Raw genomic sequence first — 26,165 nt, forward strand, 5'->3', positions numbered from 1 at the left:
ATATTAGGAGGTTTTTTCATGAGAATAGATATTTGGTCCGATTATGCTTGTCCATTTTGTTACATTGGTAAAAGACGTTTGGAGAATGCGCTGAGTCAATTCCCGAATCGAGATCAAGTAGAAGTGGTATTCCGTAGCTTTCAACTGGATCCACATGCAAAAGTGAATGAGACTAAGAGTATTCACGAGATGCTGGCTTCCAAATACGGTATGACTATTGAAAAAGCAAAAGCAATGAACGCACAGCTAGCTGAGCAAGCGCAAGATGTGGGGTTGGATTTCCAATTCGATGCGATGAAGCATACGAATACTTTCGATAGTCACCGCTTGAGTCACTTTGCAAGCTCAAAAGGAAAAGGTGCAGAAATGTCCGAACGTCTGCTACGTGCCTACTTTACGGATTCATTGAATCTTGGAGATCGCAGTGTACTTGCTACACTTGCTGCTGAGGTAGGGCTTGATCAGGTAGAAGTAGCGGCAATGCTGGAGACAGATGCTTACACAGCTGAAGTGAATGGAGATATCGAAGAAGGAAGCCGTCTGAATATTACCGGTGTGCCTTTCTTCGTGTTCAACAATAAATATGCTTTATCCGGTGCACAGCCAGGACCTGTATTTACAGAGGTGTTGGATACCGTGTGGGCGGAAGAACAAGCTGGACCAACACTGCAAGTGGTTGGCAAAGGACAATCTGACGTATCCACGGATGATGGCTGCGCGGACGGATCTTGCAATATATAAAGTTCGTATAGTGTGGAGAAGAAGAGATGGAGAAGTTTCCATTTCTTCTTTTTTTAGTTCCGAAACTCTGCTCTTGTTAATTCATAATCAATAGAAGATTGCCATTCTCCAAGTTGGTTTTTCCACGAATTCAAATGAAGGGCAACTTTACGAAAGCCAATGTTCTCATATACATGCTGAGCTCTTGAATTCTTGGCGTTGGTATCGAGAACGATTGTGCGATAGCCCATATTCACAAATAAGAAGTTAATCAACATGGTTAAAAATACAGTTCCAAAGCCTTTATCCTGTTCATTAGAATCACAGATTTTGATGCCAATTTCTGCAGTGCCGCCGGCAATGGTTCTGTAATTCATTTCTCCTGATGGGACACCATCGATGTCCAGTATCAAGCGGCGATTAAGATCGGTGTCAGTTAGAAGGTTTTGCAATATATCCTGCTCTGTGCAGCCGATGCCATTAGGAAAACCGGCATGTGCCATAAGCTTTCCATCGTTCCACCAACTGCATAAGAGGGGGACATCATTTGCTGTTGCATTGCGTATGACTAAATTTCCATTCTCTATATACATAAATTCCTCATCCATTCCTTTGAATTTCATGAAGAGCTTAACATACACACGATTTCACCTGGAATGGAGAGTTCATATTAAATCAAGTTTTACACACTAAAAAGACAAGCGCCCCCGAATCCATCCGGGAATGCTCGTCTTTTTAAGATATGTTTATCTAAAAGAAGTGATAAAGCTTGTGAACAAGGTGCGGACATCGTACTGATGCTGATTAATTGGCTCGATAGGCCGGTTAATGCCAAGCAGTGTGTATACTGCAGTTCTGGCTGCTCTGATAGAGTATTCTTCCGTGAATACAACATCATCTGGAATTTCACAATATTGTCCAACGAAAGCAAGGTTAGTAGAGCCTTCAGGAACTACTTTAGGTCGGTCACTGTTTAATCTAGGCATGAATTGTGAAGTGATATAAGGCATCATACATGGAATACAGTTAGCAGTTGCCATGATCTCGTCCTTATGTTCTTCAAAATGAAGATGACCGATTAATTCTTCCATAATTTCTTCTCCGGTACATTCGCTCATTTTCTTCTTCACGAAGTCTCCTACGTTGTCAGGGTACAAACCGTAGCCCCAGAATACTTTCACATGCTCCGGTTGATTGCGGAAATGCGGTTGGAAAGCTAAGACAACGGACATCAACCAGCTCGAATCTTTAAAGGTAACCAATGCGCCAGTACCTGCACGATTGCGAGTGAATTTCTCCATCAGATCGAAGAATTTGGAATCTTGGAAGGTCACGGTAAAGGACTCCCATTTCGAACCATCTACATGATCATCGAAGGAGGATGGATTGCCGAGACCTGGTTTTTTGGCGGCGATGTTCTCCCATAATTTCCATGAGCTACCCTTTCCGTTGAGACGTGGGGCAGAGGTCATAGATCCAAGGCTGGAGCCTTCGGTCATAGAGCCGTTCGTGACGATTACAATATCGTCTTCGCTTATGTTAGTAACGTCTGGGGCACCTTGGCGTAGGACGTTCATTTGGGTTACGGTAATGCCATCTCCGTCTTTGAACTGCAGGTCAGTTACTGTACATTTCAGTGTAAAGTCTACACCGAAGCCTTCGAGATATTTGTGCATTGGTAAGATGATGGAATCATACTGGTTATAAGGAGTGCGTGTTACGCCTTCCAGGGTTTGAATTCTTGGGAACTCATGAACGAAGCGAATCATATATCGTTTAAGCTCTACTGCGCTATGCCAAGGTTGGAAGGCGAAAGTAGTAGCCCACATGTACCAGAAGTTCGTGGTGAAAAAGTGTGGACCAAACCAGTCATTAATCCGGGCTTTTCCCATTTTTTCTTCCGGTGTAATGATCAATTTACCCATCGCAAGCCGGTCAGCCATATCGAAGCCCATGGATAATACATCTTCCACCTCGCCGTTACGGTTAACGAGTCTAGCGTTGGCGTGTGTTGGATTGGCGGTATCGAATTCTATAATCTCTTCTCTAACGGATTTCTCAGGATGGTCGAGGGAGGGAATCGAAATGAGTAAATCCCATGTATTCTCATAGGTCTCATCGTTGAGCATCCGGCCACCGCGAATGACATAACCGTGCTCAGCGTCACCTGCGCCGTCGTTGCTGCCACCGAGAATCTTCATCTCTTCAATAATGTGAATGTTTTGTCCCGGAAAGTCACAGTCTCTGACCAGGTAAGCCGCGCCCGCTAAGGATGCAATTCCGCTACCGACAAAATAAACCTGTTTATTACCGTACTCTTTTTTCACAATGGTCGCCTCCAAGTTGTTGTTGAAATAATCACACTCTTAATGTAAACCAACTCCAATTTTGAAGGTATAATCAAACCTTTTAGAGTGTATGGATTTTAGTCATTACGGTCCATATGTCTAGTTTTTAGACAAAAAAAACCGCTGAACCCAAAGGTTACAACGGTTTGTTCTCATATTTATGCAATGCTTTCAAAAAGTTACCCTCAATCAGCACGTTGAGCTTCTCAATGATATGATTCGGCGGTTCTTTCATCCTATCTCTCATCCACTGAATGACGAGGCCTGTGAAGGCCAGTGTATAGAAGTTGGCAATGAAATGTTTATCTTCGTGGCTAACCTCCATCCCAGCGGACAGTTCGTTTATGACACCCATAATGAGGTCATTCGTCACTTCGTATAGATACGCATCCAGGTGATTTCTACCCAGTGAATTCAATGTGTTGCAGCAAAAGGTTTTATTTCGTTCGATGTAGCAGAAGATTCTATAAAAACCATCCGTCCACGTGCTATAGCTACGATACTGTGCGATGCTTTCTACAGCCTCGGTCTTATAGATCCAACCCAGTAAATCAAATATATCCTGAAAATGATAATAGAAGGTTTGTCTATTTAGTCCGCAATGGTCCACGAGCTGTTTGACTGTAATCTTATTTAGTGACGTATGTTCCATTAGTTCTTTCAAGGAATGGGACAGTGCATTTTTGGTGAGAAAAGAATTGGACAACGATCTATCACCTCTCCATTCAAGCTTTCGGCCACTGCTTAACCAGCAGACGAATACCTTCCGCTAATAAACCAAGTGCAAATCCGCCACATGAAAAAAAGAAAAATGCTAGGAATCCCGCGAGATCCTCCCAACCGGACATCTCTCTGTAGGTGTAGCTTAGCATAATTACCGAACCGATAATTATTCCTGTTGTAGTGATTAACCAGAGTAGACGAGCTCCGAGCCAGCCTAAGGCGTTCACGATACCAGATACGACAATGGAAAAAAGTGCGAAGCGCAGCAAGAGTGTGACATCCAATGTATGAGCCATCATAACGAATCTGTGCAGAATGAAGAGCAGCCATAGAAACACACCATAAACAGCCATCCAGATAAACCAATGCTTACTTTTGGCAGCAGGCAGGAATTTCATTTCTTGCTCACCTCTTTTTCCAAAGTACGAACGGTATGCAGTAGGGATTACACCGAGAAAGACTCCAGTTCTTCTGCACTTTGCAGAAGATGATTCAGTAGATTCGGAATGTCTTCCATCTGTTCCTCAGTGATTTGTCTTTTGAATCGCAGCTCGATGCAGTTATTGTAGGTTTCGCCTTCTTGACCATAAATGAAGCTTAAAGACTGTATGGGCTGGAATTCAGGTCCCCAGATCGCTTTGAGAATACTCTCGATCGCCTGACATTCAGCAGAGATATCTTCGATTTCCATGTAAAAACGTAACGAAAGATTACAGCCGGGATCCGTGTTCGGCACTTCCAATATTTCATCGCTAAGATCTTTCACAGATGAAGTGAGGAAGACTTCGGCGGTTACGTTCCTACCAGCAGTCAATTGGAAGGAAAGACTGAATTCTCTGGACATCAATGCCATATTCAGAAGGTCGGAACGATCTGTAACTACCAGAATTCCGTCCAGATTATCGTAGTCGTAGATTTGGTTCTCAAAAGCAATCTTTATATTATCGAAGACAGTAGGATGGAACAATAATGGCACCTTCTTTTGTTTATTTGTATTGTAACATGATCTAAATAGAAGTGAAAAAGATGCCCAAGGACCATATGGACCGGGCATCTTTCGAGTGTTACTCCATGACCTTGAACATGCCCGTCATGCCGGGGGCGTGATTCTGAAAGCCGTATCGTTCGTAAAAGGTATCCTTGCCATGTGATGCGAAAAGTCCGACGAAAGCGCTGGAACAACAATGAGATCGAATATAGTGTAGTAGCTGCTCAATAATGACATTACCAATGCCTTGGCCCTGAAATTCGGGAAGCACGGCTACGTCCTGAATATAAAAATACATATGTCCATCGCCGACGATCCGCCCCATACCTATAACCTTGTCTTCCTGTACAACGACCATACCATAAACCGAATGAGCCAGAGAGGCTGCGGTCATTTCCGTATTCACGTTCCCCCAACCGACGGCTTCCCATAAGGAGGAATGCTCCTCGGTCGTAGGTAAACGTTCAATACATTCATAGTGGTGAGCTGTTGTCATAGTTAATCACCCATTCTTAGTTAAGTTATTGTAGCGATTGTAGTGTAGTAAGCTCCACTGTAATCAGCCCCTATCCGTTGAATGGGTATTATCCGTTACATATCAGTTTGTCGGTGCTGGTGCGGTATATTTCAGGAATGTCTTCGGAATTGGGCTTTCGAAGGTCATTAACTCTCCCGTAGTAGGATGAATAAAAGTAAGTACACGAGCATGCAGGCCGAGGCGGCCTACCGTTTTGGTCTCTGCACCATATTTTTTGTCTCCTGCGATCGGATGGCCGATATCCGCCATATGAACACGAATCTGATTCTTGCGTCCAGTTTCAAGCTTTACCTCAAGCAAGGAGAAGTGGCGGTTCGCCTGAATGAGCTTATAATGTGTAATCGCATGTAGACCATCGCCTTCATGAGGACTGGAGTACATTTTTAGGGTAGAGGTTTCCTTTAACCAAGAACTAACTGTACCTTCTGGTCTTTTAACGGCGCCTTCGACAAGTGCTACGTAAGAACGTTCTTTCACCGTATCCTTCCAGGTAGTTTGCAGTGCCTGCTGGATCCGTTCGCTTTTGGCAAACATCATCACGCCAGACGTATCGCGGTCCAAGCGGTGTACGACAAAAATTCGGTTCTTCGGATTGCTGATGCGGACATGCTCCATTAGCTGGCGGTAAGCCGTTAATTCATTTTCTTCCGCAGTGGCAATTGATAGGAGTCCAGCATCCTTCTGAATAATGATTAGATCATCATCCTCATGAACGATGGTGAGTCCGATCATTTCATCTACTTGTACGGGCTTCTCTTGATCAATCGCCACGGTTTGACCTGGGTGCAATTGGAGATTATGCTGGGTGGCTACCTTACCATTCACTGCTACTTGTCCACGAGATAGGATGGATTTGATCGCATTTCGCCCTCGTCCTGTGATGTGGCTGAGTAAGAATGGTAACAGCTCAGAAGGTTCATTTACTGTAAAAGACTTAGGCGCTGCGGGTGCTTTAACTTTATGATTAAGCTTGCCATTCGGCTTGCTGTGGGAACGAGTACCTCTTTTGGCTGTTTCTTTAGGATTTCTTCTTGAGTTCATGACTGCATTCTCCGTCCTTTAATATTGTACTCCTCAATATACCATGGGCTGTTAAGAAATACTATGTGAAGGGCAGCAAGAAACGGAAAGAAGACTTCAAGAGTGTTGCTCAATACACCATTGACCGCTAAACTAAAGATAGAAACGCCTAAGGAGTCATGAGAGATATGAAGATGCAAGCACCTACTATTGAACAGGCGCAGGCTGAGCTGCAAAAATATTACGGTTATCCAGACTTTCGGGATGGCCAGAAGAAGATTGTTCAGAACTTGCTGGAAGGTCGCGACACGCTGGGGATTTTACCTACGGGGGGCGGAAAATCGATCTGCTACCAGGTTCCTGCACTGCTGCTACCGGGGCTGACACTGGTGATATCGCCACTGATCTCACTGATGAAAGATCAGGTGGATGCTTTAACCACTGCAGGTATTCCGGCAGCTTTTATTAATAGTACATTGAGCGGAAAAGAAGTGAATGAGCGGATTCGGGCGGCCCGGCGGGGCGATCTGAAGCTGCTTTATGTCGCGCCCGAACGGCTTGAACTGGACTGGTTCCGCTTAGAGATGGCCGAATTGTCCATTTCTTGCGTGGCTGTGGATGAGGCACACTGTGTATCCCAGTGGGGTCATGATTTCCGCACAAGCTATTTGTCGGTATCGCCATTTGTAGACGAGCTGCCAGAACGGCCTATTTTGGCTGCATTTACAGCGACGGCAACGCCAGAGGTTATGGAGGACATGGTTCGGCTGCTGCGTCTGCGCGAGCCGGGTATTTTCATGACTGGACTCGGAAGAGATAATCTAGCAATGTCCGTGCTACGTGGAGAGAACAAGCGGGAGTTCGTCATGGATTACACAGCGACGCATTCCCATCAGCCGGGCATTGTATATGCGGCTACACGCAAAGAAGTGGATGATTTATATCAAAGGTTGCAGGCTTCTGGAATAGCAGCGGGCCGCTATCACGCGGGTATGAATGATCAGGAACGGGCAGATAGCCAGGAAGGCTTTCTATATGATGATATCCGTGTCATTGTGGCTACGAATGCTTTTGGGATGGGGATTGATAAATCTAATGTTCGGTATGTGATTCATTACAATATGCCGAAGAATATGGAAGCATATGTTCAGGAGGCTGGTCGTGCTGGTCGTGACGGTGAACCCAGTGAGTGTATCCTACTCTTTAGTGCGCAGGATATTATGACTCAGAAGTTCCTGATTGAGCAGAATCCGCAGGATACGGACCGCAAAGCCAACGAATATCGTAAGCTTCAGCAAATGATCGATTATTGCTATACTACCCGTTGTTTACGGAGTGCTCAGCTGGATTATTTTGGTGAGGCACATGGGGACAAGTCATGCGGCATTTGCAGCTCGTGTACGGATGAACGAGAGCTCGTAGATATGACCGTAGATGCGCAGAAGATTTTCTCATGCATTCACCGTATGCGGGAACGTTATGGTGTAGCATTGGTGGCTTCTGTGCTTAAAGGCTCTCGCAATCAAAAGGTGATGCAGTATGGTTTTGATAAGCTGCCGACCCATGGTGCTATGTCGAGCCGGACGGAGAAGGAGATCTCGGAGAGTATCAATGTGCTCATTTCTGAAGGATATCTTGCTTTGTCGGAAGGACAATACCCCGTAGTGCGGCTCCAGCCTTTGGCTGCTGAGGTGCTGCGCGGACAGCGTGAGGTCATGCAGCGTGTGGCGCGTCCTTCACGAGCGGGCAATGCATCCGGCACGCGAGTTCGTAGTCGCGGGCATGACTTGTCACCTTCGGCTGTCAATGAGACAGTCTTCGAGCAGCTTCGTCTTATCCGGCGGGAGCTGGCAGGCCGGGAGCATGTGCCGTCTTATATTATCTTTAATGATGCAACGCTTCGTGAGATGAGTGTGGTTTGTCCGCAGACCGAAGCGGAAATGCTGAGAGTGAAGGGTGTTGGGGAAGTGAAATACCGGAAGTACGGTAAGGCATTCCTGGAGTTTTTTCAAAATGAAATGTAGAAAAGGTCGTGTAGCATGAAAATCATCCTAACCACATTAAACGCCAAATACATCCATACCTCACTGGCGATCCGATTGCTAAAAGCATACAGTGAGCATGAATTTAATGATATTCATTTGGCAGAGTACACCATCAAAGATCCGGTGATGAATATCGTGTCCGACTTGTTTCAGAAACAGCCAGATGTGATTGGCTTCTCTTGTTATATCTGGAACATCGAAGAGACTCTTAAGCTGGTTGGTATCCTTAAGCAAGTTATGCCTGAAATTACGATTGTTCTCGGAGGACCGGAAGTGTCCTATGAACCGCTCCATTGGATGAAGAGAGAAGCTGGTATTGATTTTATAGTCAATGGAGATGGAGAAGAGACCTTCCACCATCTGCTTCAGGAGCTAAGGGATGATCGCAAGTTTCACTTTGTATATGGAGCCGCTTATCGTAAGGGAGAGGAGATTATTGTAAATCCACCACGTCCCAAAAGTGATCTAAATACGCTTCCTACACCACATCGTTTTCCTGATGATATTCCAGATTTGGGTAAACGTATTGTTTATTTTGAGACGAGCCGTGGGTGCCCTTTTAACTGTCAGTTCTGTTTGTCCAGTATTGAGGTAGGCGTACGTTATTATGATATTGAACGCGTGAAGTCTGATCTTCTCTACTTAATTGAAAATGGTGCCAAAATCATTAAATTCCTGGACCGCACCTTCAATATTAACCGTAACTATGCGATGGAAATGTTTCAATTTCTGATCGATAATCATCAAGGCTGTGTGTTTCAGTTTGAAATCACAGCAGACATTATGCGGCCGGAAGTTCTTGATTTCCTGTCTAAAAATGCGCCTCCGGGCATCTTTAGATTTGAGATTGGTGTACAGTCTACGAATGATGAGACGAACGAGCTCGTTAAACGTCGCCAGAATTTCAAGAAGCTGTCCCGTACTGTAATGAAGATCAAGGAAAGTCGCAATATCGATCAGCATCTAGATTTGATCGCGGGGCTTCCGATGGAGGATTACAACACCTTCCGCAAAACGTTTAATGATGTATTCGTCATGGAGCCAGAAGAGCTGCAGCTCGGATTCCTCAAAATGCTTCGCGGGACCGGTCTGCGCGCACAGGCGGCAAAATATGAGTACACGTATATGGAACATGCACCTTACGAAATTCTTAGCAGTCATATGATGACTTTCTCTGATATTATCCGTTTGAAGCGGCTTGAGGATGTGCTGGAGAAATACTGGAACAGCCACCGGATGGACCATACGGCCAAATACTTGATCCGTCACGTGTTTGATTCACCATTCGATTTCTTTCAGGAGTTCGGAGACTACTGGGAGGAGAGAGGCTGGCAAAAGATTGGCCATCAGCTGGAAGATCTCTTCACCCGCTTGCAGTCCTTCCTGATAGATCGTGGGACACAGTCTATGGATATTATTACTGGGCTGATGAAGCTTGATTATTTCCTAGGACACAAGTACAAGCCTCGTAAAATCTGGTGGGATTTCGTGCTGGATAAATCGGATTGGTCGAGCTATTTGAAGGATATAGCTGCTAATCCAAGCCAAATCTCTGCCCAACTAGCAGAAGCCGGACTCAGTGAAAGAGAGCTGCAAAAGTATACTGTGCTTGAAGTGCTGCCGTTCTCGCTAGAAGCGGTGCTGGATTCAATCAGCGGTCTTCGGGCGGATGGGGGTTCAGAGGAAGATGAAGCTGATAATGCTAATCACGAGGCTGTACTTTCTTCAGAGTCGCTATTACAGGGAGTCACAGATAGCAGTTTAGAAGAGTCTGTTCAAACCTCAAGCTCTGCTATAGCCGTAGCTGAACATGCTTCCGTTCGAGAAGGTCGCACGCTGCTAATCGTAATGTATCAACAGAACGAGAGCCAACGCGCTCAATACTATACCCTGCCTTTGTAATACGGTGAGCGTCCACACCAAGCGTCTATGTTTATCCTACTCAAAAATAAGGGGTGTTCGTGGTAGACTTTTCATGTCTACCACGAACACCCCTATGTTTTTTCTCCTAAGTCGTCGTCGTAACCTCTGAAGGGAGATGCTGGTCTAACCAGTTAAGCGCATCGGCTGTAACTTGATCCCGGTTCACCTCATTAAGCATTTCATGCCTGCCTCCTGGATAGAGCCGATATTCTACGTCCGATATCCCTCGTTTCTTGTACAACTCCGCAAGTCGGAGAATACCCTGACCGTTCATTCCTACAGGATCCTTATCGCCAGCGAAAAGATAAATAGGCTTGTCTTTACATAATGTACGCAAAGAGTCCTCAGAATGGATTTCCCTAAGTAGGTGGAAGAAATCACGGAAAAAGCGTGTCGTACAAATGGCTCCGCAGAATGGATCAGAAATATACTTATCTACTTCCGCGTCGTCACTGCTCAGCCAGTCATAGGCTGTTCTTACCGGAGAAAAGGCACGGTTATAACTGCCGAATACTAAGCTGTTCAGCAGTACACTACGGTGATGTTCACCCTTTAACTTAAGCTGCACACTAGCCAGAGATTCTCCTATGCGCAGCATACTGCGTGGACCATTTGTCCCGCTTAGGATAAACCCTGCATAGATTTCACTGCCTTCTTCACACATAAGCTTTTGGGCCAGAAAGGAGCCCATACTATGAGCGAATAAAACAATCGGTATCCCTTCATGTTTGGATAGTGCTGTGGCAGCGACTTGAAGGAGATTGCGCCTCATCCAATAAAACCCGTTCTCACCAGTATCTCCGAGCAGATTGACTTGACCAGCAGTTTTACCATGTCCCCGATGGTCATTGGCATATACTGCATAACCCGCTCCTGTCAATGCTTCCGCAAAACGAGCGTAACGGGCAGCCGTTTCACACATTCCGTGGGAAATTTGCACAATTCCCTTAATTGGTTTATCCGACTCTGGCAACCATTCATAAACATGAATGACTACGCCAATAGGATCCGTTAGGGTAAAGCTGTTTTCCGTCATGTCCTTTCCTCCTTAAGTTCGTGACTTATGGCAAATAAGAACGAAGCACAGTGGAATGTCCTTCGATGGTGTAGAGACCTAGACTGGAAGGAATTAAATAACATTCTCCTGCAGCATAAGGCTGAGATCCGCCATCCCAAGTCAGATGTCCGCTGCCTTCACAGATAACCAGAATAGTGAAGCTGTCTTCTGTAGTGGTGAGGCCCCATGAACCATTTACGATTCCTTTTTCTACGATAAAATATGGCGAGGCGGCAAGTTGCAGCCACTCTCCAGGAACTGCATTATCTGTCTTCATCGAAGTAGCCCCGGCGCCTTCATATGCCGTAACATTAAGTGAATCTTCGATATGAAGCTCGCGTGGTTTTCCATCCAGACCTGGACGGTCGTAGTCATAAATGCGGTAAGTAGTGTCGGAATTCTGCTGAATCTCTGCAACAACGACACCAGCGCATAGAGCATGAACGGTTCCAGCTGGGATATAGAAGGAGTCTCCTGCGGAGACAGATACTTCTTGAAGGCTATCCATAACGGTGCCTTTTTCCAGTGCTTCGCGCAACGTTTCACGGTCCACGCCATCCTTAAGGCCATAGATGATCTTGGCACCTGGCTTAGCGTCTAACACGTACCACATCTCTGTTTTGCCCAGTTCACCTTTTGGTAATCCCACATAATCATCTGTAGGGTGGACTTGAACGGAAAGATTGTCGTTGCAATCCAGCAATTTGATTAGTAGAGGAAATCTTCCTCCCGCCTCTGAAATCCCTTTGCTTCCGAACCATTCATGGCCGAACTGTTCACGAATTTGATCCAAGCCTTGACCGGCTAACTCTCCGTTTACCACCGAAGACGTACCATTTGCGTGATCGGCGATCATCCAGCCTTCACCAATATGTCCCTCTGGCAGATCTAGGCCGAATTTCTCCAGTGCGCGGCCTCCCCAAACACGTTCTTTAAACTCTGGTTGAAATTTCAAAGGATATGGTTGTGTCATTAGTACATCTTCCTTCCCAAATATAAAATGATTTGATTACTTACAGTCTAAGAGGGGATTCCTTTTTTCTTCTCGAGCGCAATCACATAAGGTGCATCATTGCGCTGCAGCTGGCGATAAACAATGCTCTGCGCTAGCTGAGGGGATACTGCCGCTGCCCACGATTGAACAGCGGCGGCTTCGAGATCTCCGCCTTCATGGCCGGGATAAAGTACAGCCGTAATGATTCCCCCTGGACGAAGCAACTGGAGTGAAGCCTCCAAGGCTGCAATTGTGCTATCGGGCTGAGTGATAATGTTCTTGTCGGCATCGCCGGAAGGCAGGTACCCCAGATTAAACATTATAGCACCCACGGTGCCATGCCAGATCGCTGGAACGGCTTCAGCCATTTCGGCGTGACTGCGTTCCAGCAAGGTGACGGCAGAGAGCGAAGGAGTTTCCTCTCTTGCATTCCGTAGACGCTCTCCAGCCAGCTTCAGCGCTGCGGATTGGATATCGAAGCCGTAGACTTCCCCGCGAGTTCCGGTTGTTTTGGCTAGAAAAAGCGTATCTGCCCCTGTACCTACAGTAGCATCGATCGCTCGATCACCTAAGGTCAGCCGCTCAGAGATTAATTTATGGGCAAAGCTTAGAACGGACATAAAGCCCATTAGCTTTTCCTCCAATACTTACCCTGCCAAGTATCACGAGCGACAAGCTCATCGTCAATGGCATTTAGCACTTCCCACTTCTTGAGGCTCCACATCGGTCCGATTAAGAGATCCCGAGGTGCATCGCCGGTCAGACGGTGTACAATCATCTCAGGTGGCAGAATTTCAAGTGAATCAGCAATCAGCTTAACATACTCTTCCTGTTCCATGAAACGAAGCAAGCCTGCTTCATATTGTTTTACCATTGGTGTTTTACGCATGAGATGTAGAAGGTGAATTTTGATGCCCTGCACATCCATGCGGGCTACAGCAGATACGGTTTCCAGCATCATTTCGTGCGTCTCCTGTGGGAGGCCGTGAATGATATGCGTACAGACACGAATACCGTGACGCCGAAGCTTCTCAACAGCCTCTACATAACACTGGGTATCGTGCGCCCGATTAATAAGCTCAGAAGTGGAGTCATGTATAGTCTGAAGACCCATCTCTACCCACAGATATGTGCGCTTGTTCAGCTCCGCTAAATATTCGACAACATCATCGGGCAAACAGTCAGGACGTGTAGCAATAGATAATCCAACAACACCTGGCTGCTGCAAAATAACTTCGTAATATTCTCTGAGCTCTTCGACCGGAGCGTACGTATTGGTATAGGCCTGAAAGTATCCGATGTATTTGGCATTTGGCCATTTTAGATGCTGTTTGTCACGGATATTATTGAATTGAGTGACGAGATCATCCCGGCGACTTCCCGCAAAATCACCAGAACCTCTGGCACTGCAAAAGGTGCAGCCACCTTTAGCGATGGAGCCGTCACGGTTGGGACAGGTAAATCCTGCATCGAGCATAACTTTGAATACCTTAGTATTCATGTGCTCACGCATTTCATAATTCCAAGTATGGAATCGTTTATCCCCCCACAGTAGCGGAGAGGAAGTGTATTGAAGATTAGACACGAGTAGCTCCTTTCTGAAAATATAATCATGGATAAGTTTCCTTAATCCTTATATTTTTCTGAGACGGATAGCGTCCTTTATAAAAGCACACACAGCCGTTTCTTCATAATCCAATACATTGTATCAAAAAACCGAGCTCGGCGTAACATTGACTCCCAGTAATGGCATGAAAAATAGGCCGCAAGAAGGGTGGTTTCGGCTTGTAAATGCTTACATAGTATGTTATATTCAGAGTGTGAAAAGTTGCTGTGGCATTGAAGAAATTCATCTAAAAGTTCATAATTTCGTGTCGTCCGGTCCATAATAATAACCGTGAGGTGATAGCGATGAATTCTCAAACGGTATATGCTGAGGGTAAAGATTCGATTGAAGTCCATTTAACACCAGATGAAGCCCTTGCTCTAACGGGCGTGGAATTTAACGGCAACCCTAAGATCAAGACAGATGCTCAACGTAAGATTCGTAGTGCGTTCGAAAAAAAGACATTTGCTTATAACTCAAACACAAGGTAGATCACATCTGCCTGACAAAAACGGACCCTAATTCCAAATATACAACAAGGAAGGAATTCCTCTGAAACAGCTCACTTAAGAGCTGAACCAGAGAATTCCTTTTTCTTTTTTGCCCCAATCCCTTTACTTTTCGGGACAATTTCGGCACAATATTGCAAGTGACAGTTATCGTATAAGAGATAATCGGAGGAAAACCTATGCGTTTACGCGGAAGAAAAGGAATACGTGAAAGTTTGGAAGAACAGACCGATCTAGTCATTCTTGACCCTCGGAGTTATAAAGGTGAGTGGTCCAAGCTGTTCGGGAACGATCATCCGATCCATGTGGAGTTCGGAATGGGCAAAGGACAGTTTATCAGCCAAATGAGCTTCAAATATCCCGATATTAATTTTATCGGAGTTGATATGTATGATGAGCTGATCCGTCGTGCCGGAGATAAAGCTAGAGCAGTATGGGAGCCGGCAGGACATGAAACACCGCCTAACCTGAAATTGGCACTCGCTAATATTGATTATGCAGAGGAAGTATTTGCTCCAGGAGAGCTAGAACGAATTTATCTTAACTTTAGTGATCCGTGGCCTAAGAGTAAGCATGCTCGGCGTCGTTTGACACACCCGCGTTTTCTTGACAAATATCGCGGGCTGCTAAGCGACTTAGGAGAAATTCATTTGAAAACAGATTCCCGAAGCTTATTTGAATTCTCATTAAATGCATTTGCGGACTTTGGTTTACAGATGAAAAATATTTCTTTGGACCTACATGCGGACGGCGTTATAAATGAGGATCACATCATGACGGAATATGAGACGAAATTTGTCGGACGTGGCGTCAATATCCACCGTTGTGAGGCGATTGTCGGTGCAGATGCACTCAAACAATATCAGGCTACCCGACTGGATAAATATCGGCTGTAGTTACAAAGGGCTACTCAATTAGAAGTGGTCCAACAATAAAGCGGCAAGTCTCCGATGATTTGGAGGCTTACCGCTTTATTCATTAGCTATTCCAGTAATTCGATAATGCTCTGAGCAGATTGCAATGGGTGGTAGCGGGCGATTTCCTCTAGATGAAGTTTTCGCTTGTTCTGCACATCCTCGTAGTTGTTTAAGAGGCGCTCCATCCACATTACAACCACGTTTAAAGAATCGATCGGCTCTCCAAAACCTGCTGCTGTAAAATAGCGGCAATTCTCCTCTTCCTGCCCAGGCAGAGGGTGATAGAAAAGCATCGGAATTCCCTTTGCGAGCCCTTCACTGCAGGTCATTCCGCCCGGTTTCGTGACAAGCAGGTCGGATACTTCCATAAGCTTATCAATCTCACGCGTAAAGCCGATCAAGGAAATATGAGGATGATTATAACGCGGATCTTCTTTCATTTCACGTAGCAACTTATCATTATTTCCGAGACAAAATATAATCTGAATCTTTTCTCGCCAGTCTGCTAGACAGGCATTTACGACCTGATCGTTCATGATCCCCCAGCCGCCGCCCATGACTAGTACTGTGGGCATATTCCGCAGATTGAATTGCTCTCGAATCTCCTGCTTTCTAGGATGCTGCCAAAAATTAGGATGTACTGGTATGCCTGTGACCTGAATTTTCGAAGCAGGAATGTTCCGCATGCGCAACTTGGATTTAACCTCAGGTGTTGATACCAGATAACGGTCTACTTCTGGGCTGATCCAGCTGGCATGTGCGTCATAATCCGTTATTACAGTTACGAGCGGTACTTTTAGGGTAGGATCCACTCTCTTCAGACGAGAAACTACAGCACCCGGAATGAAGTGTGTACAGACTATAACATCTGGTTTCAGCTGCATGACAATATTCTTGGTATGTGTATAAAATATACGATGCAGGGCAAGCGTGGTAAGACGATTAAATGATTTCTGGTGACGGTAGACGTAGCCCATCAGCTTTGGTTGTGTCGTTACCGTCTTTCGGTAAGCGGATAGAATAATGGGTGCCATTTTAGGGTTCAGGAAATTTCCAAGTTCCAGCACCTTCGTTTGTAAATTAGGTGACAATTGGCGCAGACTGCTCGACAGCGCATAAGCTGCTTGGGTATGCCCTGCGCCAAAGCCTTCTGAGAGTATTAAGATTCTTTTTTTTTGCAATTTTGATTCACCTATTCTCAAAGGTTTTCCCGGTTTGACAATATATGATTCAGATCCATAAGGCTATGGTGCCCGCTGCAACACTGGATCCGATCACTAAGCCTGCAAAGACATCTGATGGATAATGCAATCCCAGATAAATGCGAGAAAATCCGACAATACAGGCCAGCGGCAGCAGAATAACGGTCAAGGTAGGAAATGCTACCATATATGGGAGCGTTGAAGCAAAGATAGCTGTAGTATGACCAGAAGGAAAAGAATGATCCTTTAGTGGGTTACGAAATGTATTCGTACCCGGTAGCGCCAGATAAGGCCGCATGCGTGGATACAGCTTTTTGGCGACAGCAACGGGCAAATGGCTAACAGCTAGAGCTGTCATTGCTTGCAGGCTAGGGGTTCTCCATGGCTGAGGAGCAAATGCCCATATCAGTATATTGATAACAATTGTGCTTATAGCTCCACCCAAATGGGTGAGATAGAAGAGCCAAAAGTTCAGAAAGCGATTATGCATTCGTCCGTTGATCCACTTAAAAAGGTGCCGATCCCCGAGATGTAGTTTCATGAATAAATGTCTCATATCTTGTCCCTCCGCCAGTCGGCTACCGATAACAGGTGCTTATGAGCAGTCCGTTCTTTAGCATAGATCTGTCTTAATCATACTTTTTAAAGGTAGTCCATTTCAAGGAAAAGCTCAGGTTTGCTAGAAAATTGCTAGTTTTGACTTAGAGCCTCATACCCCTTACAATGATTCAAGCGGGCTAAACATGTTTAAAAGGGTAAGAGATAAATAAGGATCCATAGTAAATGGATTCCATACAATTCTTTTGAACAGTATATATAAAAATTGTGAAGTCTGCCGAGAATAAGAGGATACTCTTGGTTTATTGTTAAGGGATGCAACAAAAGGGTCAGAAGGAACGTCAAGCAAGCTAGAGAAAAAAAGAACACCGAGAGTGAAAAAAGGGGGCATCAAAAGGTCATGACAGACGCACTGTTTGTTACGCTCCAAGTGATCTTGGCAGCAATCGCAGTTTATCAGTTTACCTTTTCGTTATTTGGGCTGCACAAGAAAAAGACAAAGACACAGTATAAGCCAGAAAAAACATTTGCAGTACTTGTTGCCGCACATAATGAGGAAGAAGTCGTCGGCGCATTAATGGAGAACCTGAAGCAGCTTAACTATCCTTCAGAACTGTTTGACGTATTTGCAATTTGTGACAATTGCACAGACGGTACAGCTCGTATCGTTAGAGAACACGGAATGAACGCCTGTGTCCGCACTAACCCGAATCTGAGAGGTAAAGGTTATGCTATTGAATGGATGCTCAAGGAACTTTGGGGCATGCAGCGTCAATATGACGCAGTCGTAATGTTTGATGCCGATAATCTGGCACATACCGAATTCCTAATGGAGATGAATAATGATCTTTGTTCAGGAGCACGTGTTATTCAAGGCTATATTGACACCAAGAATCCAGAAGATTCCTGGATTACTGCAGCATATGGTGTGTCGTACTGGTATATTAACCGTTTGTGGCAACTTTCACGCCATAATTTGAATATGGCGAACTTCCTTGGTGGAACAGGAATGTGTTTCGAGACTACTCTACTTAAAGAGATGGGCTGGGGAGCTACAAGCTTAGTTGAGGATCTGGAGTTTACGATGCGCAGTGCATCTCATGGTGTATATCCTAAGTTCAATTATGACGCAAAGGTATTTGATGAGAAGCCTCTAACATTTAAGGCCTCTTCAAGACAGCGTCTGCGCTGGATGCAGGGACACTTTACTGTAGCACGTCGTTATTTTTTCCCATTACTTTGGCAAAGTATTAAAGAACGTAGCTTAACGAAGTTTGACCTCGCGCTTTATGGAGCGAATGTATATATTGTATTGCTCACCTTTTTAATGACGGCGGTAATGGGGATTGATATAGCCCTCTTTAACGGACCGAATATCGCTAATATCTACGGCAGCTTACCAGTATGGATCGGCTTCCTTGCTATTGGCTTGAATCTGGTGACCTTTGGGATTTCGCTGGCTTTGGAGAAGGTTAAATTTAAGAAGGTGTACGCTTATCTGGTGTTCTTCCCAATTTACCTGATCTCGTGGTATCCTATTACGTTCTATGCGTTCTTCACGCAGAACAACAAGCAATGGAGCCACACCAAGCATACGCGTGTCGTAAGGCTTGAAGAAGTACAAAGCAAGCAGGTATAAAACATTTAAGAATGTTGAATAAAAAGAATTGACACTCCGATTAGAGTGGTGTATAGTATTCAAGTACGCAAATCATAGGGATTGCAAGAAGAAGCACCTGCTTCTCACCTGACTGGCATATTCGCCGGCTGGTTTTGATCTCAATGCTTTATGAATGTTAATGTTCATGAACGTTGATCAAACACGGGGTGTCGGGTGTTACCGGCACCCCTTTTTTATGGAGTAGGGTAGAATAGTTGTTAAAAAGATCCGGAGGTGGAGAGTTATCAGTAAGGAACATATGATCAATGATGAAATTCGGGCCAAAGAGGTACGGTTGGTTGGTGCGGAAGGTGAACAAATCGGAATTAAACCGATCCGCGAAGCGTTGCAAATGGCGATCGATCTTAATCTAGATTTAGTCAATGTAGCACCACAGGCTAAGCCGCCGGTATGCCGCATCATGGATTACGGCAAGTTCCGTTATGAAACGCAGAAGAAAGAGAAGGAAGCCCGTAAGAACCAGAAGATTGTTGATATCAAGGAAGTCTGGTTCCGTGCTAACATTGAGGAACATGATTATCAAACTAAGTTCCGCAATGTAATCAAGTTCTTGGGTGAAGGCGATAAAGTAAAGTGCTCCGTACGTTTCCGCGGACGTGAGATTACACATGCGAATATCGGCCAAAAAATCCTCGAGCGTGTTAAGAACGAAGTGGCTGATATATCTGTTGTTGAGCGCCAGCCAAAGCTGGAAGGCCGCAGCATGATTATGATTTTGGCTCCTAAAGCCCAATAAATCTGGAGTCACTTGCTTACCTGCAATTTGGCGCCGCATAATATTCAAGGAGGAAACACCATGCCTAAGATGAAAACACACAGCAGCCTGAAAGGCCGCTTCAAAATTACCGGAACTGGTAAAGTAACACGTTACAAAGCTCACAAAAACCACTTGCTGTCCCACAAATCTAAACGCGCTAAGCGCGTTCTGAACGGTAATCCAGTAATGGCCCCTGGGGATGTAAGACGTTTGAAACAAGGATTGGCTAACTTGAAATAGTTTATCACACATTTTTGGGAGGTTTATTAATATGGCAAGAGTTAAGGGCGGATTTGTAGTTCGTCGTAGACATAAAAAAGTGTTGAAATTGGCAAAAGGTTATTTCGGTTCTAAACACCGCATTTTTAAAACAGCTAAAGAACAAGTAATGAAATCGATGGTTTACGCTTATCGCGACCGTCGTCAAACTAAACGTAACTTCCGCAGACTGTGGATCGTTCGTATTAATGCAGCAGCTCGTTTGAATGGTCTTTCTTACAGCAAACTTGTGTACGGCCTGAAATTGGCTGGTGTAGAAGTTAACCGTAAGATGCTAGCTGATCTGGCTGTAAATGATCTTAACGCATTCAACTCATTGGCTGGTATTGCCAAAGAGAAAATCAACGCGTAAGTGTTGTAATATAATCGAAAAGCACCGCCTGCGGGTTGCCCATGCAGCGGTGCTTTTTTGTGTGGTATGAAGTGTATATAGTGGCGCGAAGATCCTCTGCAATAACGAAATAAGAAAAAAAACTCTGCATCAAGCAGAGTTATTCCCAGTATTTAACGGTATTGAGCTCGGCAGCGAGCTTTTTACTGATGGTTCTCCTCACTTTGCGCAACTCAGATCGTTCATTAGCTGATTCGTTGATCAGCTTTTCTTCATCGGTTTCCGGGATAATGGCAGGAACTGGGGTTGGGATGCCATCCTCCCCGACTGCAACAAAGGTAAGAAATGAAGTGGCAGCGACGGCGCGCTCACCAGTATACAGATTTTCTGAAATAATCTTTACGAATACCTCTATGCTTGTACGTCCGGTCCAAGATACGAAGGATTCGAAGCATACAGAGTCTGTAGGTCGGATGGGCCTCAAGAAGTCGACAGAGTCTGTAGAGGCTGTGACGACGTTAGCACGGCAATGGCGCATAGCTGAAATGGAGGCTACTTCATCAATGCCACTCATGAGCTTGCCGCCAAACAATGTTTTGTGATTGTTGACATCATTAGGGAAAACGCGCCCGGTTTTGAAGACGCGGGATTCACGGCAATATTTGAAAGCCGGCATCGTTTGTGGATTTTTTTCATCGGTCATTTCTGATAACTTCCTTTCAGTGCAAATACTAAGCAATTATAATAATAGAAAACACATAAGTGTGCAATAATATTTGTAATGTGTTGGAATACTATACAGAGGAAAATAAGGTTTTCTAACATCACCCAAACATGATGATAACATGTTGATAACATGTTGTGTCATGGAAAACGGTTACTTACGAAAAAATACAAATTATTATTGACCTGAGGTCATTTATGGACTGGATTTTAGATTTTATTGCAGTTATAATTTGATCTATGGAATGTCCAAGCAGAACACAGACGACATCCAATATTTTAAGGGGGATCACATTCAATGAAAAAAGTTTTCAAACTATCTCTTGTAATGTTGCTGGCGTTCACAGTAGTATTGGCCGGTTGCGGAAACAACAACACAAAGAATGCTGCAAATGGCAAGACTAATGCTGGAACAAATGGCGGAACAAATGCCGCGAAATCTGATTTCAAATTTGGGATGGTTACTGACATCGGAGGCGTAAACGATAAATCGTTTAACCAATCCGCATGGGAAGCACTACAAGCTCTTGAAAAAGAAACAGGTTCTTCCGTTAAATATTTGCAAAGTAAATCCAACTCTGACTATGAGCCAAACCTTAACCAATTCGTTAAAGATGGCTACAACTTGACTTGGGGTATTGGTTTTGATCTTGGTGACGCAATTAAAAAAGTTGCTAGTGAGAACCCAAATGCTAACTTGGCAATTATCGATAGCGTAGTTGATGCTCCTAACGTAGCATCCGTTACTTTCTCTGAGAACGAAGGTTCCTTCTTGGTTGGTGTGGTTGCTGGTTTGACTACAAAATCTAACAAGGTCGCTTTTATTGGCGGTATGGAAAGCCCAGTAATCAAACGTTTTGAAGTAGGATTCAAAGCTGGTGTAGCAGCAGTTAACCCTGAAGCTAAAGTTACAATTACTTATGCAGGTGCATATGACAAACCAGATACTGGTAAGTCCCTTGCAGCTACATTGTATAACGATGGTAATGACATCATCTTCCCTGCTGCTGGTGCAACAGGAAATGGCGTATTCAACGAAGCTAAATCCCGTAACAAAGCTGGCGGTGCTAAAGTATGGGTTATCGGTGTAGACAAAGACCAATCCATTGAGTTTGGTACTGACGTAACTTTGACTTCCATGATCAAACGCGTTGACGAAGCTGTGAAGAAGGTTTCCAAAGAAGTAATTGATGGTACTTTCAAAGGTGGTACTACAACTGTTCTTGGTTTGAAGGACAATGGTGTAGGTATCTCTGATACATCTAAAGTTAACGTTTCTGAAGAAATCTTGGCTAAAGTTGAAGAATTCAAAAAACAAATCATTGATGGAACAATTACAGTTCCTACCGAGTAATATCTCCCTTTTATTTATCGGATTACACAATAAGCAATAAGGAATAAGGCCGGTTATGTGCTGGCCTTATTCCTTGTTAAAGCAATGGTTATGATAAGTGGATACAGTTATACCGCCTTAAAAAGGGCGGTACATCCGTGTCTACATGGTAGTTATATATTCTGTGATGAGGGTGATTCCATGAGTGCTGCGGCTCCTGTCGTAGAGTTGAAGCAAATCACAAAACGATTTCCCGGTATAGTTGCTAATGATTCCATTAGCTTGACGTTAAAGAAGGGAGAGATTCTTGCATTGCTTGGTGAGAATGGTGCAGGAAAATCAACCCTAATGAATATCGTATTTGGATTGTATCAACCGGACGAAGGTAGTATTGAAATCGACGGGAAACCGGTTATTATTGATAATCCCAATAAAGCGATTGAGCTTGGTATTGGTATGGTTCATCAGCATTTCAAGCTTGTGGAACCTTTTACGGTTACCGAGAATATTGTTCTTGGGATGGAGCCGAAGAAAGGTCTTAAAATTGACTATAAATCCGCTGCGGAACAGGTTCGGAAGCTATCGGAGCAATATGGCCTGCAAGTGAATCCAAATGCCGTCATTCATGACATTTCTGTGGGTATGCAGCAAAGGGTAGAAATTATGAAGACCCTGTATCGCGGAGCGGATATTCTCATATTTGATGAGCCGACTGCAGTACTTACGCCTCAAGAAATTACGGAATTGATGGCGATTATGAAGCGGCTTGTTGCAGAGGGAAAATCTATTATTCTGATTACACATAAGCTTAAAGAAATTATGCAAATATCTGATCGAGTTACCATTATTAGACGCGGAAAAGTAATCGATACCGTAAATACCGCAGAGACTAATCCGAATGAGCTAGCTGAGAAGATGGTAGGACGCGGCGTAACCTTCAAGGTGGATAAGAAAGCTCCTGAGGTTGGCGAAACTGTACTCGAGCTGAAGGATGTTAACAGCAAGAGTAAAGATGGTGTCTTGGTGCTGGATGGCCTTAGCTTTGAAGTGAAAGCAGGGGAAATTCTCGGAATAGCTGGTGTAGACGGCAATGGACAAAGTGAACTAATTCAAGCCATTACAGGTCTGCGCAAAATTGATTCCGGTTCTATTAAAGTGTCCGGAAACGAGAGTGCCAATTTATCCCCACGCAAAATTTCGGAGATGAATGTATCTCATATTCCAGAGGACCGTCATAAGCATGGTTTGGTGCTTGATTTCTCGGTGAGTGAGAATATGGTTCTTGAAACTTACTATAAGAGTCCATATAACAAAAACGGCTTTATGCAAAATGACGTGATTGATAAGTATGCGGAGGGTCTTGTACAGCAATTTGATGTGCGGACACCTTCAATTCAGACCAAGGCACGTTCTCTATCCGGCGGAAATCAACAGAAAGCGATTATTGCTCGGGAAATAGATAAAGATCCGACATTACTTATTGCAGCACAACCAACACGCGGCCTAGATGTTGGTGCTATCGAGTTCGTTCAAAAGCAATTGATTGCTCAACGTGATCAGGGTAAAGCAGTACTGCTCATTTCATTTGAATTGGACGAGATTATGAATGTATCTGATAGAATTGCTGTTATCTATGAAGGCAAAATTGTCGGTGAAGTGTTCCCGCAGGATACTAATGATCAGGAACTGGGTCTTATGATGGCAGGCAGCTTGAAGCGGGGAGGTAAGGCAGTTGAATAAGTTCAAAAAAATCTTCACAACTGACAGCTATATCGTTCCTCTTGTTGCCATCGTGCTTGGTTTTCTTGTGGGAGCAATAGTTATGCTTATGGGTGGTTATGATCCGATAGCTGCTTACTCCGCACTGTTCAAACGTGTATTTGGTAACTTGTATAACTTTGGTGAAGCCGTGCGCGAAATGACGCCTTTGATGCTTACTGGTCTAGCCGTAGCCTTTGCATTCCGCTCAGGGATGTTTAATATCGGGGCAGACGGACAAGTGATGATTGGTATGACAGCTGCGACCGTGGTGGGTATTAAATTTGCTGCCTTGCCAGCATTCTTGCTAGTTCCGCTTGCTGTTATTATGGCGGGGGTCTGTGGAGGTCTGTGGGCTGCTATCGCCGGATACTTGAAGGCAAAACGTGGGATTAATGAAGTTATTACCACGATCATGTTAAACTGGATTGCTCTGTACTTGTCGAATTATATTGTAAGAGCATTTCTGTTACTTCCGGGGCAGAATCGTTCCGAGGATATTCCAGCTTCTCTTTCCATGACGTTCTTGAATTCGTTGTTTGACAATGCGCGTTTGCACTGGGGAACAGCTATTGCCCTTGCCGCAGCAGTATTCTTCTATGTCTACTTATGGAAGACTAAGCAAGGATATGAAATGCGTGCTGTTGGTTACAATCCTCATGCTGCCGAGTACGCAGGGATGAATGTTGGCCGTAACGTTGTAAAAGCAATGTTCATAAGCGGAGTGTTTGCAGGGTTGGCCGGAGCAGGAGAGGTACTGGGTGTATTCCATTATCAATCTGTGTTCGCGGCATCGCCAGGATATGGATTTGATGGTATCGCAGTTGCTCTACTTGGTTTAACACATCCACTTGGTGTTGTTCTAGCTGCGATTCTCTATGGTACGTTGACTTATGGTTCTGCGGGAATGAGTTTTGCTGCAGATGTTCCTCCAGAGCTTATTCGTATCGTTATAGGTTCAATCATATTCTTTATTGCGGCACAAGGGATTGTGCGCTGGGTGCTTAAGCCCTTTTACTTCAAGCGCAAGAAAGAGAAGGTGTTATAGATGGATCTGCAGACGTTAGGTCAACTGCTTAATACAACGCTTGTTTTTTCCACAGCGCTCATTTTTGCCTCACTTGGCGGCATCTTCTCTGAACGCTCCGGTGTCGTAAATATTGGACTTGAAGGTTTGATGATGTTTGGTGCCTTTGCAGCAGCAGTAGGCGGTTATTATGCTCAAGATGCTGGGATGGGTGGCTGGGCTCCTTGGATTGGAGTACTCTGTGCTATGGCCGTAGGGGTACTTGGTTCACTAATTCATGCAGTTGCATCTATAACCTTTAAATCGGATCAGACGATCAGTGGTACGGTTATTAACTTTTTAGCCGCAGGTAGTACGCTCTATATGGTAAAGCTGCTGTTTGATGGATCTGCTGAAACTCCGCTAATCGATGGATTTGATAAGGTTGCAATTCCTGGACTCTCTAAAATCCCGGTGATCGGTGAAGGGATATTTAATTCCTATCCGACCACTTATCTAGCCATCGTGCTGGTTATCGTTATTTATTTCGTTTTGTTTAAGACGCCATTTGGACTGCGTTTACGCGCAGTAGGTGAGCATCCTAGTGCTGCTGACACCTTGGGCGTCAAGGTAAATCGGATGAGATATATCGGCGTAATGCTGAGTGGATTGATGGCTGGTATCGGTGGTGCTACAATCACTTTAACTACAACCGGAACCTTTGGTCATAATACGATCTCTGGTCAAGGTTTTATCGCGATTGCAGCGATGATCTTTGGTAAATGGAATCCGCTCGGTGCCTTTGGAGCTGCTGTATTCTTCGGGTTCTCCCAAGCAATCCGCAACTATGTTCAATTGTTCGAGTGGTCTAAAGGAATTCCACAAGAGTTTATCTTTATGATTCCTTATGTATTGACGATCATTGTGCTTGTAGGTGCTGTAGGTCGTTCCGCTGCTCCTAAGGCATTAGGTCAGCCATACGATCCTGGTAAGCGCTAGACCTTTTCTTTTTTTGCTTATACGAAGCCGCATCTCCGGACTTTTTCCGGAAATGCGGTTTTTTTGTTAGAAGAGGCAAGGATAAACATTGAGAGATGCGGGCAAGTGTACAGGCGAAGGGTCTTTCCAGCGAATAAACTGGTTTGAAGA

Annotated in this window: 27 protein-coding genes and 1 other annotated feature; of the genes, 13 read left to right on the plus strand and 14 right to left on the minus strand. The window is 44.6% G+C overall.

Annotation, left to right across the window (positions count from 1 at the left end; genetic code table 11):
• The first annotated feature begins 18 nt into the window (after nt 1–18).
• Nucleotides 19–741, plus strand: a complete 723-nt coding sequence (locus MHH52_RS06375) for a DsbA family oxidoreductase (protein WP_340007382.1) — start codon at nt 19–21, stop codon at nt 739–741.
• 53 nt (nt 742–794) lie between these two features.
• On the opposite strand, the gene MHH52_RS06380 is transcribed toward MHH52_RS06375, so the two are convergent.
• The 7 genes from MHH52_RS06380 to MHH52_RS06410 form a co-directional block, all read right to left on the minus strand.
• Nucleotides 795–1,328, minus strand: coding sequence for a GNAT family protein (locus MHH52_RS06380; RefSeq protein WP_340007384.1), 534 nt, complete (start codon nt 1,326–1,328; stop codon nt 795–797).
• 138 nt (nt 1,329–1,466) lie between these two features.
• The gene (locus MHH52_RS06385; protein WP_340007386.1) at nt 1,467–3,047 is read right to left on the minus strand and encodes an oleate hydratase; all 1,581 of its coding nucleotides are present in this window, start codon (nt 3,045–3,047) and stop codon (nt 1,467–1,469) included.
• A 157-nt stretch (nt 3,048–3,204) separates the two neighbouring features.
• A complete protein-coding gene (locus MHH52_RS06390) occupies nt 3,205–3,774 on the minus strand; it encodes a TetR-like C-terminal domain-containing protein (protein WP_340007388.1) in 570 nt (189 codons plus the stop codon).
• Between the two features lie 19 nt (nt 3,775–3,793).
• A complete protein-coding gene (locus MHH52_RS06395; RefSeq protein WP_340007390.1) occupies nt 3,794–4,189 on the minus strand; it encodes a hypothetical protein in 396 nt (131 codons plus the stop codon).
• Nucleotides 4,190–4,236: 47 nt separating this feature from the next.
• Entirely contained in the window at nt 4,237–4,758 is a 522-nt protein-coding gene (locus tag MHH52_RS06400) for a hypothetical protein (RefSeq protein WP_340007392.1), read from the minus strand.
• Between the two features lie 97 nt (nt 4,759–4,855).
• Entirely contained in the window at nt 4,856–5,275 is a 420-nt protein-coding gene (locus MHH52_RS06405; RefSeq protein ID WP_340007394.1) for a GNAT family N-acetyltransferase, read from the minus strand.
• Nucleotides 5,276–5,377: 102 nt separating this feature from the next.
• A complete protein-coding gene (locus MHH52_RS06410; protein WP_340007396.1) occupies nt 5,378–6,358 on the minus strand; it encodes an RluA family pseudouridine synthase in 981 nt (326 codons plus the stop codon).
• A gap of 167 nt (nt 6,359–6,525) precedes the next feature.
• Here MHH52_RS06410 and recQ point away from each other — a divergent pair, with 167 nt between their 5' ends.
• Nucleotides 6,526–8,361 (plus strand): DNA helicase RecQ, encoded by a 1,836-nt coding sequence (gene recQ, locus MHH52_RS06415; RefSeq protein WP_340007398.1) that lies wholly within the window; start codon nt 6,526–6,528, stop codon nt 8,359–8,361.
• A gap of 15 nt (nt 8,362–8,376) precedes the next feature.
• A complete protein-coding gene (locus MHH52_RS06420) occupies nt 8,377–10,284 on the plus strand; it encodes a B12-binding domain-containing radical SAM protein (protein WP_340007399.1) in 1,908 nt (635 codons plus the stop codon).
• Between the two features lie 106 nt (nt 10,285–10,390).
• On the opposite strand, the gene MHH52_RS06425 is transcribed toward MHH52_RS06420, so the two are convergent.
• Genes MHH52_RS06425 through MHH52_RS06440 form a run of 4 tightly spaced genes read right to left on the minus strand, consistent with a single transcriptional unit; the run spans nt 10,391 to nt 13,941 of the window.
• Nucleotides 10,391–11,341, minus strand: coding sequence for an alpha/beta hydrolase (locus MHH52_RS06425; protein ID WP_340007401.1), 951 nt, complete (start codon nt 11,339–11,341; stop codon nt 10,391–10,393).
• A gap of 25 nt (nt 11,342–11,366) precedes the next feature.
• Nucleotides 11,367–12,335, minus strand: a complete 969-nt coding sequence (locus MHH52_RS06430; RefSeq protein WP_340007403.1) for a type I phosphomannose isomerase catalytic subunit — start codon at nt 12,333–12,335, stop codon at nt 11,367–11,369.
• Between the two features lie 47 nt (nt 12,336–12,382).
• The gene (locus MHH52_RS06435; protein ID WP_340007404.1) at nt 12,383–12,985 is read right to left on the minus strand and encodes a class I SAM-dependent methyltransferase; all 603 of its coding nucleotides are present in this window, start codon (nt 12,983–12,985) and stop codon (nt 12,383–12,385) included.
• Nucleotides 12,985–13,941, minus strand: a complete 957-nt coding sequence (locus tag MHH52_RS06440; RefSeq protein WP_340007406.1) for a TIGR01212 family radical SAM protein — start codon at nt 13,939–13,941, stop codon at nt 12,985–12,987. The genes MHH52_RS06435 and MHH52_RS06440 overlap by 1 nt, the downstream gene beginning before the upstream one ends.
• Before the next feature lie 326 nt (nt 13,942–14,267).
• Between MHH52_RS06440 and MHH52_RS06445 the strand changes: the two genes are divergently transcribed.
• Together MHH52_RS06445 and trmB are read left to right on the plus strand one after the other, a co-directional pair.
• Nucleotides 14,268–14,453 carry a hypothetical protein gene (locus MHH52_RS06445; RefSeq protein WP_313640415.1) on the plus strand — a complete coding sequence of 62 codons (186 nt, stop codon included), beginning with the start codon at nt 14,268–14,270 and terminating at the stop codon, nt 14,451–14,453.
• A gap of 197 nt (nt 14,454–14,650) precedes the next feature.
• Entirely contained in the window at nt 14,651–15,367 is a 717-nt protein-coding gene (gene trmB / locus MHH52_RS06450; protein ID WP_340007408.1) for a tRNA (guanosine(46)-N7)-methyltransferase TrmB, read from the plus strand.
• An 86-nt stretch (nt 15,368–15,453) separates the two neighbouring features.
• On the opposite strand, the gene MHH52_RS06455 is transcribed toward trmB, so the two are convergent.
• Nucleotides 15,454–16,569, minus strand: a complete 1,116-nt coding sequence (locus tag MHH52_RS06455; protein ID WP_340007409.1) for a glycosyltransferase — start codon at nt 16,567–16,569, stop codon at nt 15,454–15,456.
• A 49-nt stretch (nt 16,570–16,618) separates the two neighbouring features.
• A complete protein-coding gene (locus MHH52_RS06460; protein ID WP_340007410.1) occupies nt 16,619–17,146 on the minus strand; it encodes a phosphatase PAP2 family protein in 528 nt (175 codons plus the stop codon).
• 402 nt (nt 17,147–17,548) lie between these two features.
• On the opposite strand from MHH52_RS06460, the gene MHH52_RS06465 reads away from it, so the two are divergent.
• From MHH52_RS06465 to rplT, 4 genes are all read left to right on the plus strand, one after another.
• Nucleotides 17,549–18,787: a glycosyltransferase family 2 protein gene (locus tag MHH52_RS06465; protein WP_313640411.1), complete on the plus strand. Its 1,239-nt coding sequence runs from the start codon at nt 17,549–17,551 to the stop codon at nt 18,785–18,787.
• A gap of 79 nt (nt 18,788–18,866) precedes the next feature.
• Nucleotides 18,867–19,011 (plus strand) — a sequence feature (ribosomal protein L20 leader region).
• A gap of 56 nt (nt 19,012–19,067) precedes the next feature.
• A complete protein-coding gene (infC, locus tag MHH52_RS06470; protein WP_042125071.1) occupies nt 19,068–19,565 on the plus strand; it encodes a translation initiation factor IF-3 in 498 nt (165 codons plus the stop codon).
• Nucleotides 19,566–19,625: 60 nt separating this feature from the next.
• The gene (gene rpmI, locus MHH52_RS06475) at nt 19,626–19,826 is read left to right on the plus strand and encodes a 50S ribosomal protein L35 (RefSeq protein WP_036679507.1); all 201 of its coding nucleotides are present in this window, start codon (nt 19,626–19,628) and stop codon (nt 19,824–19,826) included.
• A gap of 31 nt (nt 19,827–19,857) precedes the next feature.
• Complete coding sequence (gene rplT, locus MHH52_RS06480) at nt 19,858–20,217, plus strand: 50S ribosomal protein L20 (RefSeq protein ID WP_042125073.1); 360 nt, start codon at nt 19,858–19,860, stop codon at nt 20,215–20,217.
• Nucleotides 20,218–20,356: 139 nt separating this feature from the next.
• On the opposite strand, the gene MHH52_RS06485 is transcribed toward rplT, so the two are convergent.
• Nucleotides 20,357–20,899, minus strand: a complete 543-nt coding sequence (locus MHH52_RS06485) for an acyl-CoA thioesterase (RefSeq protein ID WP_313640410.1) — start codon at nt 20,897–20,899, stop codon at nt 20,357–20,359.
• A gap of 318 nt (nt 20,900–21,217) precedes the next feature.
• Between MHH52_RS06485 and MHH52_RS06490 the strand changes: the two genes are divergently transcribed.
• From MHH52_RS06490 to MHH52_RS06505, 4 genes are all read left to right on the plus strand, one after another.
• Nucleotides 21,218–22,273, plus strand: a complete 1,056-nt coding sequence (locus MHH52_RS06490; protein ID WP_340007412.1) for a BMP family ABC transporter substrate-binding protein — start codon at nt 21,218–21,220, stop codon at nt 22,271–22,273.
• A 180-nt stretch (nt 22,274–22,453) separates the two neighbouring features.
• Nucleotides 22,454–23,992 carry an ABC transporter ATP-binding protein gene (locus MHH52_RS06495; RefSeq protein WP_313638058.1) on the plus strand — a complete coding sequence of 513 codons (1,539 nt, stop codon included), beginning with the start codon at nt 22,454–22,456 and terminating at the stop codon, nt 23,990–23,992.
• On the plus strand, nt 23,985–25,058 hold the full coding sequence (locus MHH52_RS06500) for an ABC transporter permease (RefSeq protein WP_313638059.1): 1,074 nt from the start codon (nt 23,985–23,987) through the stop codon (nt 25,056–25,058). Before MHH52_RS06495 ends, MHH52_RS06500 begins: the two co-directional genes overlap by 8 nt.
• Nucleotides 25,059–26,015, plus strand: coding sequence for an ABC transporter permease (locus MHH52_RS06505; protein ID WP_313638060.1), 957 nt, complete (start codon nt 25,059–25,061; stop codon nt 26,013–26,015).
• The last annotated feature ends 150 nt before the right edge of the window (nt 26,016–26,165 follow it).

Source organism: Paenibacillus sp. FSL K6-0276 (assembly GCF_037977235.1).
Lineage (GTDB): Bacteria > Bacillota > Bacilli > Paenibacillales > Paenibacillaceae > Paenibacillus_AQ.

Coding starts and splice junctions, on each gene's coding strand:
- MHH52_RS06375 (WP_340007382.1), top strand. CDS start 19: ATGAGAATAGATATTTGGTCCGATTATGCTTGTCCATTTTGTTACATT.
- MHH52_RS06380 (WP_340007384.1), bottom strand. CDS start 1,328: ATGGATGAGGAATTTATGTATATAGAGAATGGAAATTTAGTCATACGC.
- MHH52_RS06395 (WP_340007390.1), bottom strand. CDS start 4,189: ATGAAATTCCTGCCTGCTGCCAAAAGTAAGCATTGGTTTATCTGGATG.
- MHH52_RS06405 (WP_340007394.1), bottom strand. CDS start 5,275: ATGACAACAGCTCACCACTATGAATGTATTGAACGTTTACCTACGACC.
- MHH52_RS06410 (WP_340007396.1), bottom strand. CDS start 6,358: ATGAACTCAAGAAGAAATCCTAAAGAAACAGCCAAAAGAGGTACTCGT.
- recQ (WP_340007398.1), top strand. CDS start 6,526: ATGAAGATGCAAGCACCTACTATTGAACAGGCGCAGGCTGAGCTGCAA.
- MHH52_RS06420 (WP_340007399.1), top strand. CDS start 8,377: ATGAAAATCATCCTAACCACATTAAACGCCAAATACATCCATACCTCA.
- MHH52_RS06425 (WP_340007401.1), bottom strand. CDS start 11,341: ATGACGGAAAACAGCTTTACCCTAACGGATCCTATTGGCGTAGTCATT.
- MHH52_RS06430 (WP_340007403.1), bottom strand. CDS start 12,335: ATGACACAACCATATCCTTTGAAATTTCAACCAGAGTTTAAAGAACGT.
- MHH52_RS06435 (WP_340007404.1), bottom strand. CDS start 12,985: ATGGGCTTTATGTCCGTTCTAAGCTTTGCCCATAAATTAATCTCTGAG.
- MHH52_RS06445 (WP_313640415.1), top strand. CDS start 14,268: ATGAATTCTCAAACGGTATATGCTGAGGGTAAAGATTCGATTGAAGTC.
- trmB (WP_340007408.1), top strand. CDS start 14,651: ATGCGTTTACGCGGAAGAAAAGGAATACGTGAAAGTTTGGAAGAACAG.
- MHH52_RS06460 (WP_340007410.1), bottom strand. CDS start 17,146: ATGAGACATTTATTCATGAAACTACATCTCGGGGATCGGCACCTTTTT.
- MHH52_RS06465 (WP_313640411.1), top strand. CDS start 17,549: ATGACAGACGCACTGTTTGTTACGCTCCAAGTGATCTTGGCAGCAATC.
- infC (WP_042125071.1), top strand. CDS start 19,068: ATGATCAATGATGAAATTCGGGCCAAAGAGGTACGGTTGGTTGGTGCG.
- rpmI (WP_036679507.1), top strand. CDS start 19,626: ATGCCTAAGATGAAAACACACAGCAGCCTGAAAGGCCGCTTCAAAATT.
- rplT (WP_042125073.1), top strand. CDS start 19,858: ATGGCAAGAGTTAAGGGCGGATTTGTAGTTCGTCGTAGACATAAAAAA.
- MHH52_RS06485 (WP_313640410.1), bottom strand. CDS start 20,899: ATGACCGATGAAAAAAATCCACAAACGATGCCGGCTTTCAAATATTGC.
- MHH52_RS06490 (WP_340007412.1), top strand. CDS start 21,218: ATGAAAAAAGTTTTCAAACTATCTCTTGTAATGTTGCTGGCGTTCACA.
- MHH52_RS06495 (WP_313638058.1), top strand. CDS start 22,454: ATGAGTGCTGCGGCTCCTGTCGTAGAGTTGAAGCAAATCACAAAACGA.
- MHH52_RS06505 (WP_313638060.1), top strand. CDS start 25,059: ATGGATCTGCAGACGTTAGGTCAACTGCTTAATACAACGCTTGTTTTT.